This window comes from Winogradskyella aquimaris, assembly GCF_042676105.1.
GTDB lineage: Bacteria > Bacteroidota > Bacteroidia > Flavobacteriales > Flavobacteriaceae > Winogradskyella > Winogradskyella aquimaris.
Window position 1 is genome coordinate 453,342 of sequence record NZ_JBHTJQ010000002.1, and the last position, 18,761, is coordinate 472,102.

Annotated in this window: 21 protein-coding genes and 5 tRNA genes; 25 read left to right on the forward strand and 1 reads right to left on the reverse strand. The window is 35.0% G+C overall.

Annotation, left to right across the window (positions count from 1 at the left end):
* The first annotated feature begins 3 nt into the window (after nucleotides 1–3).
* The 3 genes from ACFQ1K_RS02695 (at nucleotide 4) to ACFQ1K_RS02705 (ending at nucleotide 2,303) form a co-directional block, all read left to right on the forward strand.
* Nucleotides 4–852, forward strand: a complete 849-nt coding sequence (locus tag ACFQ1K_RS02695; protein ID WP_320556193.1) for a sterol desaturase family protein — start codon at nucleotides 4–6, stop codon at nucleotides 850–852.
* 28 nt (nucleotides 853–880) lie between these two features.
* Nucleotides 881–1,717 carry a glycerophosphodiester phosphodiesterase family protein gene (locus tag ACFQ1K_RS02700; RefSeq protein ID WP_320556192.1) on the forward strand — a complete coding sequence of 279 codons (837 nt, stop codon included), beginning with the start codon at nucleotides 881–883 and terminating at the stop codon, nucleotides 1,715–1,717.
* Between the two features lie 154 nt (nucleotides 1,718–1,871).
* The gene (locus ACFQ1K_RS02705) at nucleotides 1,872–2,303 is read left to right on the forward strand and encodes a hypothetical protein (protein WP_320556191.1); all 432 of its coding nucleotides are present in this window, start codon (nucleotides 1,872–1,874) and stop codon (nucleotides 2,301–2,303) included.
* Here ACFQ1K_RS02705 and ACFQ1K_RS02710 read toward each other — a convergent pair.
* Complete coding sequence (locus ACFQ1K_RS02710) at nucleotides 2,300–3,562, reverse strand: exo-beta-N-acetylmuramidase NamZ family protein (RefSeq protein ID WP_320556190.1); 1,263 nt, start codon at nucleotides 3,560–3,562, stop codon at nucleotides 2,300–2,302. The genes ACFQ1K_RS02705 and ACFQ1K_RS02710 overlap by 4 nt on opposite strands.
* A gap of 11 nt (nucleotides 3,563–3,573) precedes the next feature.
* Here ACFQ1K_RS02710 and ACFQ1K_RS02715 point away from each other — a divergent pair, with 11 nt between their 5' ends.
* The 22 genes from ACFQ1K_RS02715 (at nucleotide 3,574) to rplL (ending at nucleotide 18,652) form a co-directional block, all read left to right on the forward strand.
* A complete protein-coding gene (locus ACFQ1K_RS02715) occupies nucleotides 3,574–4,806 on the forward strand; it encodes an ABC transporter permease (protein ID WP_320556189.1) in 1,233 nt (410 codons plus the stop codon).
* 68 nt (nucleotides 4,807–4,874) lie between these two features.
* Nucleotides 4,875–5,855: a PLP-dependent cysteine synthase family protein gene (locus ACFQ1K_RS02720; RefSeq protein WP_320556188.1), complete on the forward strand. Its 981-nt coding sequence runs from the start codon at nucleotides 4,875–4,877 to the stop codon at nucleotides 5,853–5,855.
* Nucleotides 5,856–5,937: 82 nt separating this feature from the next.
* Entirely contained in the window at nucleotides 5,938–7,209 is a 1,272-nt protein-coding gene (locus tag ACFQ1K_RS02725; RefSeq protein ID WP_320556187.1) for a DUF2851 family protein, read from the forward strand.
* 41 nt (nucleotides 7,210–7,250) lie between these two features.
* Nucleotides 7,251–7,478 (forward strand): PspC domain-containing protein, encoded by a 228-nt coding sequence (locus tag ACFQ1K_RS02730; protein ID WP_320556186.1) that lies wholly within the window; start codon nucleotides 7,251–7,253, stop codon nucleotides 7,476–7,478.
* A 3-nt stretch (nucleotides 7,479–7,481) separates the two neighbouring features.
* The gene (locus tag ACFQ1K_RS02735; protein WP_320556185.1) at nucleotides 7,482–8,513 is read left to right on the forward strand and encodes a potassium channel family protein; all 1,032 of its coding nucleotides are present in this window, start codon (nucleotides 7,482–7,484) and stop codon (nucleotides 8,511–8,513) included.
* 87 nt (nucleotides 8,514–8,600) lie between these two features.
* Nucleotides 8,601–10,223: an alanine/glycine:cation symporter family protein gene (locus ACFQ1K_RS02740; RefSeq protein WP_320556184.1), complete on the forward strand. Its 1,623-nt coding sequence runs from the start codon at nucleotides 8,601–8,603 to the stop codon at nucleotides 10,221–10,223.
* Between the two features lie 12 nt (nucleotides 10,224–10,235).
* Nucleotides 10,236–11,114 carry a ComEA family DNA-binding protein gene (locus ACFQ1K_RS02745; protein WP_320556183.1) on the forward strand — a complete coding sequence of 293 codons (879 nt, stop codon included), beginning with the start codon at nucleotides 10,236–10,238 and terminating at the stop codon, nucleotides 11,112–11,114.
* Between the two features lie 16 nt (nucleotides 11,115–11,130).
* Nucleotides 11,131–12,297 carry an acyl-CoA dehydrogenase family protein gene (locus tag ACFQ1K_RS02750; protein WP_320556182.1) on the forward strand — a complete coding sequence of 389 codons (1,167 nt, stop codon included), beginning with the start codon at nucleotides 11,131–11,133 and terminating at the stop codon, nucleotides 12,295–12,297.
* A gap of 100 nt (nucleotides 12,298–12,397) precedes the next feature.
* On the forward strand, nucleotides 12,398–13,285 hold the full coding sequence (locus tag ACFQ1K_RS02755; protein ID WP_320556181.1) for a tyrosine-type recombinase/integrase: 888 nt from the start codon (nucleotides 12,398–12,400) through the stop codon (nucleotides 13,283–13,285).
* Between the two features lie 86 nt (nucleotides 13,286–13,371).
* Nucleotides 13,372–13,680, forward strand: coding sequence for an HPF/RaiA family ribosome-associated protein (locus ACFQ1K_RS02760; protein ID WP_320556180.1), 309 nt, complete (start codon nucleotides 13,372–13,374; stop codon nucleotides 13,678–13,680).
* Nucleotides 13,681–13,789: 109 nt separating this feature from the next.
* Nucleotides 13,790–13,863: transfer RNA gene (locus ACFQ1K_RS02765), tRNA-Thr, on the forward strand.
* A 62-nt stretch (nucleotides 13,864–13,925) separates the two neighbouring features.
* Nucleotides 13,926–14,008 (forward strand) — tRNA-Tyr (locus ACFQ1K_RS02770).
* A 59-nt stretch (nucleotides 14,009–14,067) separates the two neighbouring features.
* Nucleotides 14,068–14,140 (forward strand) — tRNA-Gly (locus ACFQ1K_RS02775).
* 59 nt (nucleotides 14,141–14,199) lie between these two features.
* A tRNA-Thr gene (locus ACFQ1K_RS02780) sits at nucleotides 14,200–14,271 on the forward strand.
* A gap of 68 nt (nucleotides 14,272–14,339) precedes the next feature.
* Nucleotides 14,340–15,527, forward strand: a complete 1,188-nt coding sequence (gene tuf, locus ACFQ1K_RS02785) for an elongation factor Tu (RefSeq protein ID WP_320556179.1) — start codon at nucleotides 14,340–14,342, stop codon at nucleotides 15,525–15,527.
* 62 nt (nucleotides 15,528–15,589) lie between these two features.
* Nucleotides 15,590–15,662 (forward strand) — tRNA-Trp (locus ACFQ1K_RS02790).
* Nucleotides 15,663–15,705: 43 nt separating this feature from the next.
* Nucleotides 15,706–15,900 (forward strand): preprotein translocase subunit SecE, encoded by a 195-nt coding sequence (gene secE / locus ACFQ1K_RS02795; RefSeq protein WP_320556178.1) that lies wholly within the window; start codon nucleotides 15,706–15,708, stop codon nucleotides 15,898–15,900.
* 18 nt (nucleotides 15,901–15,918) lie between these two features.
* Nucleotides 15,919–16,464, forward strand: coding sequence for a transcription termination/antitermination protein NusG (gene nusG / locus ACFQ1K_RS02800; RefSeq protein WP_320556177.1), 546 nt, complete (start codon nucleotides 15,919–15,921; stop codon nucleotides 16,462–16,464).
* A gap of 68 nt (nucleotides 16,465–16,532) precedes the next feature.
* Entirely contained in the window at nucleotides 16,533–16,973 is a 441-nt protein-coding gene (gene rplK, locus ACFQ1K_RS02805) for a 50S ribosomal protein L11 (RefSeq protein WP_076617134.1), read from the forward strand.
* Between the two features lie 10 nt (nucleotides 16,974–16,983).
* Nucleotides 16,984–17,673, forward strand: a complete 690-nt coding sequence (gene rplA / locus ACFQ1K_RS02810; protein ID WP_320556176.1) for a 50S ribosomal protein L1 — start codon at nucleotides 16,984–16,986, stop codon at nucleotides 17,671–17,673.
* Between the two features lie 19 nt (nucleotides 17,674–17,692).
* Nucleotides 17,693–18,214 carry a 50S ribosomal protein L10 gene (gene rplJ, locus ACFQ1K_RS02815; RefSeq protein WP_320556175.1) on the forward strand — a complete coding sequence of 174 codons (522 nt, stop codon included), beginning with the start codon at nucleotides 17,693–17,695 and terminating at the stop codon, nucleotides 18,212–18,214.
* Between the two features lie 57 nt (nucleotides 18,215–18,271).
* Nucleotides 18,272–18,652 (forward strand): 50S ribosomal protein L7/L12, encoded by a 381-nt coding sequence (rplL, locus tag ACFQ1K_RS02820; RefSeq protein WP_320556174.1) that lies wholly within the window; start codon nucleotides 18,272–18,274, stop codon nucleotides 18,650–18,652.
* The last annotated feature ends 109 nt before the right edge of the window (nucleotides 18,653–18,761 follow it).

Below are 18,761 nucleotides of genomic sequence, written 5' to 3' on the forward strand. Positions count from 1 at the left end.
CTATTGGAAACAATATTTAACTACTTCGAAAATATACCATCGACACACCGGAGCATTATTTTAGTTGGTGGTTTAACATTTTTTTGGTTGTTGGAAAGTGGTTTGCCATTGTTCAAGTTTAAGTATAATAAATGGCAACATGCCTTACCAAATTTGTTTTTCACATTAACGACTGTCATCATTAATTTTGCATTAGCTTTTTTACTAGTTGGAACTGCAGATTGGGTACAGGCCAATAATTTTGGTGTGATTAATTGGTTATTGCCAGAGATGCAACCACTTTGGTTGTATGTGCTCCTTGGAGTGTTGTTATTAGACTTTTTTGGTGCTTACTTAGCCCATTTTGTAGAGCACAAGGTAAAACCACTTTGGATGGTACATTTGGTACATCACACAGATCATAAAGTGGATACAACAACGGCAAACAGACATCATCCTATTGAGAGTTTAATACGTTTTGCGTTTACATTATTTGGTGTTTTTGTGGTGGGTACACCGATAGCTATAGTTATGTTGTATCAAGCCATGTCACTGGTGTTTACACAGTTTACTCATGCCAATCTAAAAATGTCCAAAGGATTAGATAAAGCTTTGAGTTATGTAATTATTTCGCCTGATATGCATAAGATTCACCATCATTATAGGTTGCCATATACGGATTCTAATTATGGTAATATCTTTAGTATTTGGGATCGTTTATTTGGTACATATATGTATTTGGACCGTGAAAAAATAGTTTATGGGGTGGATGTTTTTCCAGATGAGACAAAGAATGGCCATATTGGAGAATTATTAAAGCAACCCTTTCAAAAATATGAAAAGCCAACCCTTACTACTAATGTTGAGGACTAATATTATCTTTTTATCATGTTTCGTTTTAATGGGCTGCAATTCCGAAAGACAATTAGATATTCAAGGGCACAGAGGTTGTAGAGGTCTATATCCAGAAAATTCATTACCTGCATTTGATAAAGCCATTGAACTTGGTGTTACTACATTAGAGTTGGATATTGCTATCTCTAAAGATAAAAAAGTTGTGGTCTCTCACGAGCCTTTTATGAGCAGGACAATATGCTTTGATCCTAAAGGTGAAGTGATTCCTGAGGATATGGATATGAAATACAATCTTTATCAAATGACCCATGAAGAGATTAAACAATTTGATTGTGGTACAAAACATCATCCGACGTATCCAGACCAAAAAAAACTAAAAACCTACAAGCCACTGTTATCTGAGGTTTTTGAACTGGCAACGGCAAAAAATCCGGATGTGAAATTCAATATTGAGATTAAATCTAAGCCAGAATATTACGGTATTTACACACCACAACCAGATGAATATGTAAAACTGGTTTTAGATGAAGTTAAAGAAAGTGGTCTTTTTGATAATGTAAACCTACAATCCTTCGACTTAGTAATACTTGAAGAAATCAAAAAACAATCATCAAAGATGCCAGTCGCGCTTTTGGTAGATGAAGATGAGACTATAGAAACAAAGCTTAAAAAACTATCCTATAAACCAGAGATTGTTAGTCCCTATTTTGAACTCATATCTTCAGAAACAGTGAGCGAATATCAGGCCCAAGGCTATCTAATTATTCCATGGACGGTCAATAATCAACAAGATTTAATTAAAATGCTTAAATGGAATGTGGATGGTATTATTACCGACTATCCGGACATGCTTTTGGATATTTATTCTACTACACATTATTAACAACTTATCAACAAAAACCAGTACTTGCTCTAATTTCTGTGTAGTTGATAGATTTTTTGTTCCTTCAATCAATTATCCGTTTATGTTTGTTATGGATTAATTAATTAAATACTGTTGAGCTAAAGAAACATTATTAATGTAACGCTTTGCTATAGTGAAAAATTTAATCCGTATTCTCCTCATCGTTGCCCTCGTTTTTTTATTGAGTTTTACTCTAAAAGCTCAAGAACAATACGCAAAACTAGAACCAAATAGAAATATTCAGGCAAAGGGATTAATTCATAAATTGAACGCCACCAAAGACACATTAATTTTGCAAAGCAATCAAAAAATCAATTACCTCTATTCTATTAATAAAAATTATGGAAGAGATTTTGATGTTTATGTAGACACAACATTTTATAAGTTTCCTTTAAATAAATTACCAAAAGGTAAGCATGTCTTGGTAGCGGTACAATCTCCAAAAAGAATTGTTTTTGTAGTTAAAATATTAAAAGAAATACCAAAACAAGAACCTATAGAAGTACCATCTAAAGCTATAGTTGCTACCGAATCTAAAAAGGTAGATTTATCCGTGAATAATTAATCGTAGATTAAATATGAGGATCTAATTTTTTTAAAAGCTTTTAAATCGTCTTGCCAACTAGCCCTAATAGCTTCTTCACTCATTCCAGACTGTATTTGTTGTTGTAGTTTTTCCGTACCAGCATGTTTGGTGAAGTTAGTGGTGTTAAATACTTTAGATTTATCCGTTGAGTTCTTGTAGGCGTCAATGATATACTCTAATGTAAAACGCCTTTCAGCTTTTACTTCAGATAAATCTTCGCCATAGCAAAGTACGTCTTGATGTTTAGGATATTTTGAGCCAAAATTTGGTTGTGGGGTATAACTAAAGGTATAGTGAGGAGCGTCTAAAAACGGGGCGCCATAACGTTGAAATTGAAACTCAGTGCCACGACCAGCATTGATGTTGGTACCTTCAAATAAGCCTAAGCTGGGATATAAAGCAATGGATTGATCGTTAGGTAAATTAGGAGAAGGTCTAACGGGTAAACTATAAGTTTTATCGTGGTTATAGTGTTGCATTTCAACAATAGTAATATTACATTTAGCAGCATCCTTTAGCCAGCCTTCACCATTAATCATTTTTGCGTATTCACCAATGGTCATCCCATGAACGAGTGGGATAGTGTGCATGCCTAAAAAACTCTGATGTTGTTTTTCTAATGTAGGGCCATCAACATAGTTGCCATTAGGATTCGGACGGTCTAGGATTATTAACGGTACGTTGTTTTCTGCACAGGCTTCCATCACATAATGCAAAGTTGAGATGTAGGTGTAAAACCGAACTCCAACATCCTGAATGTCAAAAATCATAATGTCTAAATCATCAAGTTGTTCGGCTGTAGGTTTTTTGTGTGTACCATGAAGCGAAAAAATAGGCAACTGTGTTTTTATATCAATGCCATCTTTTACATTTTCACCTGCATCCGCAGTACCTCTAAAACCATGTTCAGGCGAAAACACTTTTTTAATATTGACGTTTAATGCTAATAAAGAATCAACCAAATGATTATAGCCTTTAGCCTCTTGTCTCTCGTCTCTTGTCATTCTAAAAATTACAGAGGTTTGATTTGCTACTACACCAACGCGTTTCCCTTTTAGCAATGGTAAATAGACTTGAGTTCGGTTGGCACCAACTATAATTTTATCGTCATCCTGAACCTGTTTCGGGATTTCGTTTACTTGTTCATTTTTTACAGTTCCATTTCCACCTTTTCCAGCACAAGAAATCGCTACCATGACAAATAATAAAACTGTATTTTTGAAAACCTTAAAATGCATAAAAAGACGATTTGAATTTAGAGTTGTTTATAGCTAAACGTATTATTGGCAATAAAGCGTATAAAAGTAGTGTTTCGGCACCAATAATTAAAATTGGCATTGCTGCCATTGCTATTGGTATTATAGTTATGCTTATTGCTATTGCCACGGGTTTAGGGCTTCAACAAAAAATTAGGGATAAGGTGGTGGCCTTCAATGGTCATATAGAGATTACCAACTACGATACCAATGCTTCTGACGAATCCCAAGTTCCCATTTCTACAAACCAGGATTTTTATCCAAAATTTAGTAGTGTGGAAGAGGTGACGCATATACAAGGTGTAGCTACAAAGTTTGCGGTGATAAGAACCGAAACTGATTTTGAAGGGGTGGTTATAAAAGGAGTCGGAGCAGACTATAACTGGGATTATTTTAAAGAATTTTTAGTCGAAGGCCGTTTACCGGATTTTTCTGGAAAACGTAACGAAGAAATTTTAATTTCCACTTACTTGGCAAATAGACTAGGCTTTAAGTTGGGCGATAAGTTTCAAACCCTGTTTGGTGAAAACCTTAATAAGCTACCAAGAATTATTAATTATGAAATTGTAGGTATCTATAATTCAGGATTTCAGGAATTAGATGAAAAATTCTGTATTGCCGATTTGCGTCATATTCAGCGCTTAAATAAGTGGGAAGATGATCAGGTAGGCAGTTTTGAGGTGTTTATAGACGATTTTTCGGAAATTAATGAAACCTATGAGAAAGTTTTTAAGGAAATACCTTCACTACTCAATGCAACGCCGGTAAACCATAAATACTACACGATTTTTGAGTGGATAAAAATCTTTGATAATAATACTTATGGAATCATTGCAATTATGATTATTGTTGCAGGAATCAATATGATTACAGCATTGTTGGTTTTAATTTTAGAGCGTACACAGATGATAGGGGTTCTGAAAGCTCTGGGAAGTTCAAATTGGTCTATAAGAAAAGTGTTTTTATACAATGCGTCATACCTTATTGGATTGGGCTTGCTTTGGGGAAATCTCATAGGCTTAGGCTTGTTGTTTGCTCAGAAATATTTTAAACTATTTCCTCTTAATCCAGACACCTATTATGTCAGTGAGGCACCTGTTTATATTAGTTTGGATTATATTTTATTATTGAATATTGGAACGTTTATTGCCTGTTTATTAATGCTTTTAATTCCTTCAGTGATAATTTCTAAGATATCACCAGTAAAAGCTATCCGATTCGATTAAAAAACATAACGAAGTTTTAACGCCTTACTTTTAACTTTTCAACTATTTTTGCACCGCAAAATAAAACTATGGAGTACGCAGAAAATATACTAGGAACCATTGGGGATACACCATTGGTGAAAATGAATAAATTGGTAGAAGAGTTGCCTTGTTTGGTTTTGGCAAAATACGAAACTTTTAATCCTGGCAATTCTGTTAAAGACCGTATGGCTTTAAAAATGATTGAAGATGCAGAGGCTGATGGTCGTTTAAAACCTGGTGGTACTATAATTGAAGGTACCTCAGGAAATACAGGTATGGGCTTAGCCCTTGCTGCCGCTATAAAAGGGTATAAATGTATTTTTGTAATGGCAGATAAGCAGTCTAAAGAAAAGGTGGATATTCTTAAGGCGGTCGGAGCTGAGGTCGTTGTTTGTCCTACAGCAGTAGAACCAGATGATCCAAGGAGTTATTATTCTGTGTCTAAACGATTAGGAGAAGAAATACCAAATTCATGGTATGTTAATCAATATGATAATCCAAGTAATACCAAAGCGCATTACGAATCTACTGGTCCCGAAATTTGGAATCAAACGGATGGTAAAGTGACCCATTTTGTGGTTGGTGTGGGTACAGGCGGCACTATTTCTGGTGTTGGAAAATACTTAAAGGAACAAAATCCAAATATTAAAGTTTGGGGAGTGGATACATACGGGTCTGTTTTTAAAAAGTATCATGAAACGGGGATTTTTGATGAAAATGAAATTTATCCATACGTTACAGAAGGCATAGGTGAAGATATCTTACCTGCCAATGTAGACTTTAGCGTTATAGATGGCTTTACTAAGGTAACGGATAAAGATTCTTGTGTATATACTCAGCGATTGGCCAAAGAAGAAGGGATGTTTTTAGGTAACTCTGCTGGTGCAGCTATAAAAGGTGTGCTTCAACTCAAAGAACATTTTAAACCAGAGGACGTTGTGGTGGTCTTATTCCATGACCATGGGAGTCGTTATGTGGGTAAAATGTTTAATGACGATTGGATGCGCGAAAAGGGATATATTGACTAAATAAATCTACGTGAAGTATTGGACTTCAATCAATCCATAAAAAAAATCCTGAGGTTTGCTCAGGATTTTCTATTTTCGGTAAATGCAAGAAGATTTTCTTCATTACGTCTGGAAACACAAGGCTTTCTCTAGTGCAGCTCTCAAGACCAAGAGAGATGAGATTATTTCTATAATAAACCTAGGTGAACATAATCATAACTCTGGTCCAGACTTTTTTAATGCACAATTGAGAATCAATGGTCAATTGTGGGCTGGAAATGTAGAGATTCATTTAAAATCCTCTGATTGGTATGTGCATGGGCATGAAAAGGATAAAGCTTATGATAATGTTATCCTGCATGTGGTCTGGGAGCACGATACAGAGGTATTTAGAAAAGATGGCTCTGAGATTTCAACATTAGAACTAAATGAGATTGTTGACCTTGATTTGGTAAATAACTACAATAAATTAATACGGTCCAAATCCTGGATTAATTGTGAAACTGATTTTGCGAAAGTTGATGATTTTACATTAAAAAATTGGTTAGAGCGTTTGTACGTTGAACGTTTGGAACGAAAGTCTGGTGAAATTTTTAAGTTGTTGAACGATTCCAAAAACGATTGGGAGGCGGTTTTGTTTAAAATGCTTTTAAAAAACTTTGGACTAAAAGTGAATGGTGAAGCCTTTTATAGTTTAGCTAACTCTGTGGATTATTCGATCGTTAGAAAAATTCAAAACAGTATTTTAGATTTGGAAGGCTTACTTTTTGGTCAGGCAGGATTATTGGAAGAAGAGGTTCAGGACACCTATTTTTCTGATCTGAAAAATAATTATCAATTTTTAAGGCAGAAGTTTGGATTAAATAACCAAGGAGTCTTACCCTTACAGTTTTTTAGACTGAGACCACAAAATTTCCCAACAGTTCGTTTGTCACAATTTGTAAACCTTTACGCATCAGAGCATCAGATGTTTTCAAAAGTACTGGAAACAAATACAATCGATGGGTTGTATAAGCTTTTTAGTAAAAGTGTTACTGAATATTGGAAAACGCATTATACTTTCAAAACAGTTTCCAAAGCTTCTGCAAAAAATATATCAAAGTCATTTATAGACTTATTGGTAATCAATACCATTATACCTCTTAAATTTTGCTATGCAAAAGCTGAAGGTAAAAATATTGAACAGGATCTATTCGAGTTGATAAAGGATTTAAGGATTGAAAAGAATAGTGTTGTAGAAAAGTACTCTCAATTAAGATCAATTGAAAAAAACGCGTTAAGCTCACAAGGACTACTTCAATTAAAAACATTTTATTGCGATAAAAATAAATGCTTGCAATGTGCAATAGGCAATAGTCTAATCATTAAAAATTAAGTAAATTGCAATTTGAAATTCAATAGCATTAAATACAAAAGATGAATTGGTTTTACACCTTATTATACTACTTTCAAAAGCGAGGCTACCATGTTTGTCAGCGTATTGCAGATCGATTAGGCATCAGAGCAAAAATCGTAAGAACATCATTTATGTATCTTACTTTTGTAACTGTAGGTTTTGGTTTTGCCTTGTATTTGTTTTTGGCATTTTGGATGCGTATCAAGGATATCATATATACTAAACGTTCTTCGGTTTTTGATTTGTAGTTTATGAACAACCCACTTTTACCATTATTTAGATCAAAAATATATACTGCAATAGTTATGCTTATTGTACTTATAGGTATAGGCATAATTGGGTATAGGTACATTTCAGGCTACGAATGGATTGATGCTATTTATATGACTGTGATAACTATAACAACTGTTGGTTTTGCAGAAGTTAATCCCCTAGACACCGAGTCAAAAATTTTTACAGTTTTTTTAATTTTAGCAAGTGTGGTTATTGTGGGTTATGCCATATCAATTATAACAGAATACATTTTAAGTAGAAATAATTTCGAGGACATAAAACAACGAAAAATGCAAAAGGAAATTGAGGCCATGTCGGGTCATATAATAATTTGCGGTTTCGGACGCAACGGTAAACAAGCGGCAAAGAAACTACAAGACTATAAAAAGCCGTTTGTGATTATAGAGCGTGATAAGGATATTATAGAGAAATTGCAAGAAGATAAAATTCCATATGTGTTTGGTAATGCTAATGAGGATGAAACCTTACTTCAGGCAGGTATTGACCGTGCAAGTACATTAATATCTGCATTGCCAAGTGATGCAGATAATTTATTTGTTGTTTTGTCCGCACGACAAATTAATGAGCATTTATGCATAATAAGCAGAGCATCTCAAGAAACGTCATACAACAAATTAAAGTTAGCAGGAGCAAATAATGTGATATTACCAGATAAGATAGGTGGTGATCACATGGCATCTTTGGTAGTTATTCCTGATTTAGTTGAGTTTATAGACAACTTGGGCATCGTAGGCGAGCGTAACATAAACATTGAAGAAGTTAAAGTTGAACAGCTTTACGATATAGATATCGTAAAGACCATAAGAGAACTAGATTTAAGAAAAAAAACAGGCTGCACCGTAATTGGTTTTAAGGACGAAAACGGTGAGTACATTGTTAATCCTGAAGCAGATACGAAACTTGTTCCTGGTTCAAAAATCATTGTACTTGGTCGCCCAGAGCAAATCGACAGACTTAACTCTAAATTTAACATAGAACAGGACGCATAGCCTTTTTAACGTCTCTTGCTTTAAAAACTCAATTTTTTTTAGCATCTTGTCGGCTATAAATAACAAAAACTAACTAATACAAAACTCATGAAGAAATATCTTCTGTCACTTTTTACAATATTATTACCATTATTAAACTTTGCTCAAGAAAGTACTTCTGAAAAGATTGATGCTGTTTTTAAAGACTATACAGGGTGGTTTGTTGACGGTATTTTTTATGAAATACCATTTTCGGAAACTTATAAAATTCCTTGGGTACTTATTGTACTGATTGGTGGAGCACTGTTTTTTACCATATATTTTAAATTTATAAATATTACTGGGTTCAGAACAGCTATAAAAGTTGTTAGAGGACAATTTGAAGATATAGAAAAACATGGTGCGGACACGCTTTATGGTGACTCAACACCTAATGAAGGTGAGGATATTCTTGAGACCATCAGAGATGAAGGCGCTGATGGCGAGGTATCCCATTTCCAAGCCCTCACTGCTGCTTTATCTGCAACCGTAGGTCTAGGTAATATAGCTGGCGTAGCGGTAGCCTTATCCATCGGTGGTCCGGGTGCAACATTCTGGATGATCGTTGCAGGTCTTCTTGGTATGGCATCAAAATTTGCAGAATGTACACTAGGTGTAAAGTATAGAGATGTAGGTGAAGATGGTACGGTGTATGGTGGTCCAATGTACTACCTTACCAAAGGATTAAGGTCTAAAGGTATGGGTGGTTTTGGAAAAGTGCTTGCAGTCCTATTTGCTATTTTTGTCATTGGTGGATCTTTTGGTGGTGGTAATATGTTTCAAGCCAACCAAGCTGCAGCACAGTTTGTAAAACTTTTTGATCTTGAAGGCGGTAATGCAGGACTTTATTTTGGGTTAGTAATGGCTGTTCTTGTAGCAATAGTAATAATAGGTGGTATAAAGCGTATTGCTAAGGTTACTGAAAAAATTGTGCCGTTTATGGCAGGAATTTATGTTTTAGCGGCCATTGTAATACTTGGCGCAAACTTCACCCTTATAGATGATGCATTTGCTTTAATATTTGAAGGCGCCTTCTCAGGTTTAGGCATCGCAGGTGGACTTGTAGGGGTTATGATTCAAGGTATTAGAAGAGGTGCCTTTTCAAACGAAGCCGGTGTAGGTTCTGCTGCTATTGCGCACTCTGCCGTTAGAACAAAATACCCTGCAAGTGAAGGTATCGTAGCGTTACTTGAGCCATTTGTTGATACCGTTGTGATTTGTACCATGACAGCGTTAGTTATAGTTATAACAAATTTCGATGGTTCTTTTATGGAGTATGGTGTTGAAATTAAGGAGGGTGTTGAAATAACGGCCACTGCTTTTGATAGCGTGATACCACACTTCTCAATAGTTCTAACCATAGCAGTAATTTTATTTGCTTTTTCTACAATGATTTCTTGGTCATATTATGGTATGCAAGGATGGGTATTCTTGTTTGGAAAAGGAAAAATTTCAGATTTAACATACAAGATATTATTCTTGATTTTTGTGGTCATTGGCGCATCAATAAGTTTAGGAGCCGTAATCAATTTCTCAGATGCCATGATTTTTGCAATGGTAGTGCCAAACATAATTGGTGTGGTGCTATTGTCGCCAATCATCAAGAATGAATTAAACAAATACTATAAAGCAATAAATGTCAAAGAAGAAGCGCTAGAAGAAGGTCATGAAGACCTAACTAAGCATATGTAATCTTGGTTTTAGATGAAAAAAATAAAATCCCATTTCCAGTTTTCTAATCAACAACGGAATGGGATTTTTTTATTGCTGATTATCATTATTGCTTTACAATGCATCTATGCTTTTGTAGACTTTTCTGATGAGGTTCTACTCAATAATGATCAAACAGACAAATTTAGAAAGGAATTGGATTCACTACGGCTTATAGAAATTGAGAACAATAAGCCAAAAATTTATCCTTTTAACCCAAACTACATTACTGACTATAAAGGGTATACCTTGGGTATGACCAATGAGGAAATAGATAGGTTACATCAATTCAGAGAAAGTAATCGATGGGTTAATTCAGCCAAACAGTTTCAACAAGTAACAAAAGTTTCAGATTCATTATTGAATGAAATTTCACCATATTTTAAGTTTCCGGAGTGGGTAACCAATCCCAAAACCCAAGCCAATAATTATATTAACTCTTTTTCCAGTCATACGAAGTCAAAAACTTTTGAACAGAAAATAGATTTAAATCAAGCTACTGCAAACCAACTTCAAAAGGTTTATGGTGTAGGGGAAAAACTATCCGAACGAATACTTAAGTATAGAAATAAATATGGTGGTTTTATAGCTGATGTTGAGTTGAAAGAGGTTTATGGACTCGTGCCGGAAGTAATCGATAGGATTAAAAATGATTTTACAGTTAAGACACCAAGAACTATTAAAACATATAACCTTAATACAGCTACGATTAATGAGCTTGTGCTAATTAAATACATAGATTATGAAGTGGCAAGTAATATTATAGAGGAGCGAACACTTAGAGATGGATTTAGCTCTTTTGAAGAATTAACAAAAATTGAAGATTTTCCTATCAAAAAATTGGAGATAATTCAATTATATTTGCGATTATAAAGAAAAAATATAATCTATGTCAAAAAGATATTTCACTGAAGAGCATAATTTATTTAGAGAGAGCCTTAGGGATTTTTTACAAAAAGAGGTTGTGCCTCATATTGAAAAATGGGAAGAAACAGGAACGATTGAGCGCTTTGTATGGAAGAAATTTGGCGATATGGGCTACTTTGGTTTAGCCTATCCTGAAAGTTACGGTGGTCTTGATTTAGACTTGTTTTACACTGTAATACTTCTGGAGGAATTACAGCGTATCAATTCTGGTGGTTTTGCCGCGGCAATATGGGCACATGCTTATTTGGCTATGACACATCTCAACGCCGAAGGTGATGAAGCTATAAAATCAAAGTATTTAGCAGATAGTATTTCTGGAGACAAAATAGGATGCCTTTGTGTTACAGAACCCTTCGGAGGTAGTGATGTTGCTGGAATGAGAACTACAGCAATAAAAGATGGTGATTATTATATTTTAAATGGTTCAAAGACCTTTATAACTAATGGAGTATACAGTGACTATATGGTAGTTGCAGCAAAAACAAATCCAGAGTTAGGTAATAAGGGTATAAGCATGTTTGTTGTAGATAGTAAAGCCGATGGCGTGTCAGCAACTAAATTAAATAAGTTGGGTTGGCGGGCTTCGGATACTGGTGAAATAGCATTTGACAATGTCAAAATACCTGTAAACCAACTATTGGGTGAAGAGGGGAAAGGTTTTGCCTATATCATGCAGCATTTTGCATTAGAACGATTAATTATGGGAATAAACGCCCATGCAAGAGCAGAATATGCATTGGAGTACACATTGCAGTACATGTCAGAACGAACAACCTTTGGAAAGTCCTTAGATACTTATCAAGCTTTACGTCATAGATATGTAGATATGCATGCGGATATGCAACTTTGTAAATACTACAATTACATGGTAGCAGATCGTCTAAATAAAGGAGAGTATGTTGTAGAGGAAGCAACGATTTCAAAGTTAAAATCTACTAAAATGGCAGATGAAGTTGCTTATAATTGTCTTCAGTTTTTAGGAGGTTATGGTTATATGGAAGAGTACCCTTTGGCAAGAATCTTTAGAGATAGCCGCCTTGGACCTATTGGTGGTGGTACTTCAGAAATCCTTAGAGAAATATTGTCTAAAATAATCATTGATAAAAAGTCATATAAACCAGCGACATAACTTTAATAATTTAATATTTAAAATCCTGCTTAATGCAGGATTTTTTGTTTTACATGTACTCATTTCATTCTAAAAGATTATTTTTAAATCACTATAAGTTATGAGTATAAAATCATTTTCAGAATATTTATCATTAGAGAAGAACTATTCTAAGCATACAGTTACAGCTTATATTAGGGACTTGGAATTGTTTCAGGATTTTTTAAACGAAAACCACGATTCTGAACCAATTGAAACTGTTGATTATTCAGAAATTAGACAGTGGATCGTTGAATTGGTTAATGGCGGTGTATCTAACAGGACAATTAACAGAAAAATATCTTCCCTTAATTCATATTATAAATTTTTACAGAAGGCACAGCATATTTCAATCAATCCATTGAAAAAGCATAAAGCTCTAAAGGTTGGCAAAAAGGTGCAGTTGCCTTTTTCTGAAGAAGAACTTAAGCAGGTAATCGAAGATTCAATATTACCAGTGGATTTTGAAAGTGCTAGAGATAAAATGATTATTGAGTTGTTCTACGCAACAGGTATTAGAAGAATCGAGTTAGTTAATATCAAATTAAAAGATGTAGACATTAGCAATAGGCAAATTAAAGTGTTAGGGAAAAGAAATAAGGAGCGCTATATACCAATATTAGACTCTTTAAGAAAACCCTTGGATGAGTACTTGTTATATAGAAATAAATTACCCGAAATAAGAGACAAGGAGTTTTTGTTTTTAACAAAAAAAGGTGTTAAGATTTACGAAATGCTTGTTTACAGAATAATTAATAAGTACTTTAGTATGGCATCCACAAAGTCTAAATGTAGCCCTCATGTTTTAAGACATTCGTTTGCAACACATTTATTAAACAAAGGAGCAGATTTAAATGCGGTAAAAGAACTTCTTGGGCATACTAGTTTGGCAGCAACACAAGTATATACCCATAGTAGTATATCAGAACTAAAAAAAGTATACGCTAAAACTCATCCAAGAAACAAATAACATTAAGGCCTGAGGCAAAAAAAAATCATTTTAAGTATTGAAGCCCTATTAAATTCAATACGCATGTTTAACTTAAAACGTAACATATGAAAGTAAACACACAATCCGTTAATTTTACAGCAGACCGAAAGTTAATAGATTTCATTCAAAAACGAATGGATAAACTAGATTTGTTCTATGACAAGATAATCCAGTCTGATGTTTATTTGAAAGTGGAAAATACAAGTGATAAGGAAAATAAAGTTTTTGAGGCTAAAGTTAGTGTTCCAGGGGACAGCTTTATTGTGAAAAAGCAGTGTAAAACATTTGAGGAAGGAGCCGATGTTGCTGTAGCATCATTAGAACGACAAATTAAAAAGCGAAAGCAAAAATTAAGAGCACGAGTTAAAGCATAAAATTTCTTTGAAAATGTTTTGAATAAAAAAATAAAATACTACATTTGCAGTCCGTTAGAAATAGCGGACTTTTTTATTACCAATTTTCGTGGTATAAAAGTGAGTAAAAGCCGATATAGCTCAGCTGGCTAGAGCAGCTGATTTGTAATCAGCAGGTCGTGGGTTCGAGTCCCTCTATCGGCTCTTAAATATCAAAATATCAGACAGATATGAGGTATTTAAATTTGAAATAGTGAATTGATATTGGGGAGATACTCAAGCGGCCAACGAGGACAGACTGTAACTCTGTTGTTTTTTAACTTCGCAGGTTCGAATCCTGCTCTCCCCACACAATAATTTTACAAAACTTAATTGAAATTATTTTCAACAAGATGTAAAATTAAAATTGCGGGAGTAGCTCAGTTGGTAGAGCGTCAGCCTTCCAAGCTGAATGTCGCCGGTTCGAACCCGGTCTCCCGCTCTAAAATTCCTGCGAAGGCAGGAATCTCATAGTCAGTTATGAGGATGTAAACACTTTGCGCCGGCGTAGCTCAGGGGTAGAGCGTTTCCTTGGTAAGGAAGAGGTCACGAGTTCAAATCTCGTCGTTGGCTCTCAATTCTAGGGAAGTTTTAGAATAAAAATTGAACACTAATATTAAATAAGATTAAATAAATTAAACATGGCAAAGGCAACTTTCGATCGTTCAAAACCACACTTAAATATAGGTACTATTGGACACGTAGATCACGGTAAAACAACTTTAACTGCTGCTATTACTAAAGTATTAGCTGATGCAGGTTTATCTGAGGCAAGAGCATTCGATCAAATCGATAATGCACCAGAAGAAAAAGAAAGAGGTATTACAATTAATACTTCTCACGTAGAATATCAAACAGCAAACCGTCACTATGCACACGTTGACTGTCCAGGTCACGCGGATTACGTAAAAAACATGGTTACTGGTGCTGCTCAAATGGATGGTGCTATTTTAGTTGTTGCTGCAACGGATGGTCCTATGCCACAAACTCGTGAGCATATCTTACTTGGTCGTCAGGTAGGTATTCCTCGTATCGTTGTATTCATGAATAAAGTGGATATGGTTGATGATGAAGAGCTTTTAGAGTTAGTAGAAATGGAAATCAGAGACCTATTATCATTCTATGAGTATGATGGAGATAATGGTCCTGTAATTGCTGGTTCTGCTTTAGGTGCTCTTAATGGTGAGCAAAAGTGGGTTGATACAGTTATGGAATTAATGGAAGCTTGTGATACTTGGATTGAAGAGCCAGTACGTGATATGGATAAGCCTTTCTTAATGCCTATCGAGGATGTATTCTCAATTACTGGTCGTGGTACAGTTGCAACTGGTCGTATAGAAACTGGTGTGGCTAATACAGGTGACCCTGTTGAGATTATCGGTATGGGTGCTGAAAAATTAACATCTACTATTACTGGTATCGAAATGTTCCGTCAAATCTTAGACAGAGGTGAGGCAGGTGATAATGCTGGTATCTTATTAAGAGGTATTGAGAAAACTCAAATTTCTAGAGGTATGGTTATTACTAAGCCTGGTTCAGTAACACCACACCAAAAGTTTAAAGCTGAGGTTTATATCCTTAAGAAAGAAGAAGGTGGACGTCACACGCCATTCCATAACAACTACCGTCCACAGTTCTATGTACGTACAACTGACGTAACTGGTAATATTAATTTACCTGATGGTGTTGAGATGGTTATGCCAGGTGACAACTTAACAATCACTGTTGATTTAATTCAGCCGATTGCTATGAACGTAGGTTTACGTTTCGCAATCCGAGAAGGTGGTAGAACAGTTGGTGCTGGTCAGGTAACTGAAATTTTAGACTAAACATTATAGTTAAATAACTAATTAAGGTGTCCTGATATTTCGGGATGCCTTGATTATTGTTTACGGGTTTAGCTCAGTTGGTAGAGCACTGGTCTCCAAAACCAGGTGTCGGGAGTTCGAGTCTCTCAACCCGTGCAAATTAGATAATAGGGTAATCAAACCTTTAAAGAATAGACAAATGGCAGGAGTAATAACATATATAAAAGAATCATTTGAAGAGTTAAAAAACCACGTGTCATGGACACCTTGGCCTGAAGCTCAAAGATTGACCATTATTGTAGCGGTATTTTCTATTATTTTTTCTTTGGCTATTTGGGGTGTTGATTCGGTTTTTAGTAGAGCGGTAAAGGCGTATTTTGAATTATTAAGCTAACAAATACAAGAAGAGAAGATGTCAGATAAAAAGTGGTATGTTGTTAGAGCAGTAAGTGGTCAAGAGAACAAAATCAAGACTTACATAGAGAACGAAATCGCTAGATTAGGTTTAGGTGATTATGTAGATCAGGTTTTAGTCCCTACTGAAAAAGTTATTCAAATACGTAACGGTAAGAAAATAAATAAAGAGAAAGTTTATTTTCCTGGATATATAATGATTCAGGCTAACCTTAGTGGTGAAATTCCACATATTATAAAGTCAATTACGAATGTTATTGGTTTTTTAGGGGAAACGAAAGGTGGAGATCCTGTGCCTCTAAGACAGTCTGAAGTAAACAGAATGTTAGGTAAGGTAGATGAATTAGCAATTGAAGCGGATGCTAATATTGCAATTCCATTCACAAAAGGAGAGACTGTTAAAGTTATAGATGGGCCATTCAACGGTTTTGATGGTACTATCGAAAAAATATTTGAAGAAAAGCGTAAGCTTGAAGTAATGGTTAAGATTTTTGGAAGAAAAACACCATTGGAATTAAGCTACATGCAAGTAGAAAAAGTATAATAATTGTTACAATAAGATAGCGTTAAGTCTAAGCTTCCAATATAGATAGGCGCACTAAATTTTTAAAAATGGCAAAAGAACTAGACAAAGTAGTTAAGTTACAAGTTCGGGGAGGTGCTGCGAATCCATCGCCACCGGTTGGACCCGCTTTAGGTGCCGCTGGAGTTAATATCATGGAGTTCTGTAAGCAATTTAATGCAAGAACTCAAGATAAACCAGGTAAAGTTTTACCTGTGGTAATATCTGTTTACAAAGACAAATCTTTTGAATTTGTAATCAAAACACCACCAGCAGCAGTACAATTATTAGAAGCGGCCAAAGTAAAGAAAGGATCTGGAGAACCTAACCGACGTAAAGTAGCAAAAGTAACTTGGGATCAAGTTAAAGCAATTGCAGAAGATAAAATGCAAGATTTAAATGCATTTGAAATCGGATCAGCCATGAAGATGGTAGCTGGTACTGCAAGATCGATGGGTATCACTGTTAAAGGAGGTGAAGCTCCAAACTAAAATTTTACAAATGGCAAGATTAACAAGAAAGCAAAAAGAAGCAAGAGCTAAAGTTGATAGAAACAAGCTTTACTCTTTAGAAGAAGCTTCAGCTTTACTAAAAGAAATCACATACACTAAGTTTGATGCTTCAGTAGATTTAGCAGTAAGATTAGGTGTAGATCCACGAAAAGCCAATCAAATGGTTCGTGGTGTTGTTTCTTTACCGCATGGTACAGGTAAAGACATGAAGGTTCTTGCATTAGTCACTCCGGATAAAGAAGCAGAGGCAAAAGAAGCTGGTGCTGATTATGTTGGATTAGATGAATACTTACAAAAAATTAAAGACGGTTGGACAGATGTAGACGTTATCGTTACAATGCCGAGCGTTATGGGTAAGTTAGGACCACTAGGTAGAGTATTAGGGCCAAGAGGACTTATGCCAAACCCTAAGACAGGAACAGTTACTATGGATATAGGTAAAGCTGTTAGTGAGGTAAAAGCTGGTAAAATAGATTTTAAAGTAGATAAAACAGGAATAGTTCATGCACCAATTGGTAAGGCTTCATTTAGCTCTGAGAAATTGGTTGGCAATGCCAATGAACTTTTAACGACTTTATTGAAGTTAAAACCAACAGCTGCTAAAGGTACTTACGTGAAGAGTATATACATGTCTAGTACTATGAGTCCTAGTATTGCAATAGACACAAAAATAGGATAGTAGTTAAACTTAGAATATTATGACAAGAGAAGAAAAATCGGTAGTAATTGAAGAGTTGACTGCTCAATTAGCAGATAATACCAATATCTATTTAACAGATATTTCAGGATTAGATGCAGCAACAACTTCAAATTTAAGAAGAGCTTGTTTCAAGTCTAACATTAAGTTAGCTGTAGTAAAGAATACATTGTTACACAAAGCAATGGAGGCATCAGAAAAGGATTTTGGTGATTTGCCTTCAACCTTAAAAGGGAACACTTCTGTAATGTATTCTGAAACAGGAAACGCACCAGCTAAGGTTATTAAAGAGTTTCGTAAGAAATCTGAAAAACCTTTGTTAAAAGGTGCATTCATTGAAGAAGCAATCTATATTGGTGATGAATTATTAGACACCTTAGTAGAGATTAAGTCTAGAGAAGAATTACTTGGTGAGATTATTACATTATTACAATCTCCTGCTAAGAATGTTATCTCTGCGCTTAAATCAGGTGGAGGTACTATCGCTGGTATTGTAAAGACATTATCCGAAAAAGAAGGATAATCAGAAAAAAACACACTTAAAAACAAAATAAAAACACACATTAAAACAATAGAAAAAATGGCAGATTTAAAAGATTTCGCAGAACAATTAGTTAACTTAACAGTAAAAGAAGTTAACGAATTAGCTACTATATTAAAAGACGAGTACGGTATCGAGCCGGCTGCTGCAGCTGTTGCTGTTGCTGCAGGTGGTGGTGCTGCAGGTGGTGGAGACGCTGCTGAAGAAAAATCAGAATTTGATGTAGTATTAAAATCAGCAGGTGCATCTAAGTTAGCTGTTGTAAAATTAGTTAAGGAATTAACTGGTTTAGGATTAAAAGATGCTAAAGGTTTAGTTGATGAAGCACCAAGTACAATTAAGGAAGGTGTTTCTAAAGACGAAGCAGAAGGCTTAAAATCTTCTTTAGAAGAGGCTGGAGCTGAGGTTGAGCTTAAGTAAGCTCAGCTTAACCTACAACATATGGTTTAGGTCCAGAGTGTCGCTCTGAGACCTAAACCCTTTTGTGTATATAAAAGGTATATACACTTTAAGTTTTTATTTAATAAAA

Bases quoted from the DNA above. Each gene is read 5' to 3' on its own strand.
- rplK (WP_076617134.1), top strand. From the start codon at position 16,533: ATGGCAAAAGAACTAGACAAAGTAGTTAAGTTACAAGTTCGGGGAGGT.
- rplA (WP_320556176.1), top strand. From the start codon at position 16,984: ATGGCAAGATTAACAAGAAAGCAAAAAGAAGCAAGAGCTAAAGTTGAT.
- ACFQ1K_RS02730 (WP_320556186.1), top strand. From the start codon at position 7,251: ATGAATTGGTTTTACACCTTATTATACTACTTTCAAAAGCGAGGCTAC.
- secE (WP_320556178.1), top strand. From the start codon at position 15,706: ATGGCAGGAGTAATAACATATATAAAAGAATCATTTGAAGAGTTAAAA.
- ACFQ1K_RS02700 (WP_320556192.1), top strand. From the start codon at position 881: ATGGGCTGCAATTCCGAAAGACAATTAGATATTCAAGGGCACAGAGGT.
- rplL (WP_320556174.1), top strand. From the start codon at position 18,272: ATGGCAGATTTAAAAGATTTCGCAGAACAATTAGTTAACTTAACAGTA.
- ACFQ1K_RS02735 (WP_320556185.1), top strand. From the start codon at position 7,482: ATGAACAACCCACTTTTACCATTATTTAGATCAAAAATATATACTGCA.
- ACFQ1K_RS02720 (WP_320556188.1), top strand. From the start codon at position 4,875: ATGGAGTACGCAGAAAATATACTAGGAACCATTGGGGATACACCATTG.
- ACFQ1K_RS02755 (WP_320556181.1), top strand. From the start codon at position 12,398: ATGAGTATAAAATCATTTTCAGAATATTTATCATTAGAGAAGAACTAT.
- rplJ (WP_320556175.1), top strand. From the start codon at position 17,693: ATGACAAGAGAAGAAAAATCGGTAGTAATTGAAGAGTTGACTGCTCAA.
- tuf (WP_320556179.1), top strand. From the start codon at position 14,340: ATGGCAAAGGCAACTTTCGATCGTTCAAAACCACACTTAAATATAGGT.
- ACFQ1K_RS02750 (WP_320556182.1), top strand. From the start codon at position 11,131: ATGTCAAAAAGATATTTCACTGAAGAGCATAATTTATTTAGAGAGAGC.
- ACFQ1K_RS02760 (WP_320556180.1), top strand. From the start codon at position 13,372: ATGAAAGTAAACACACAATCCGTTAATTTTACAGCAGACCGAAAGTTA.
- ACFQ1K_RS02725 (WP_320556187.1), top strand. From the start codon at position 5,938: ATGCAAGAAGATTTTCTTCATTACGTCTGGAAACACAAGGCTTTCTCT.
- nusG (WP_320556177.1), top strand. From the start codon at position 15,919: ATGTCAGATAAAAAGTGGTATGTTGTTAGAGCAGTAAGTGGTCAAGAG.
- ACFQ1K_RS02740 (WP_320556184.1), top strand. From the start codon at position 8,601: ATGAAGAAATATCTTCTGTCACTTTTTACAATATTATTACCATTATTA.
- ACFQ1K_RS02745 (WP_320556183.1), top strand. From the start codon at position 10,236: ATGAAAAAAATAAAATCCCATTTCCAGTTTTCTAATCAACAACGGAAT.
- ACFQ1K_RS02710 (WP_320556190.1), bottom strand. From the start codon at position 3,562: ATGCATTTTAAGGTTTTCAAAAATACAGTTTTATTATTTGTCATGGTA.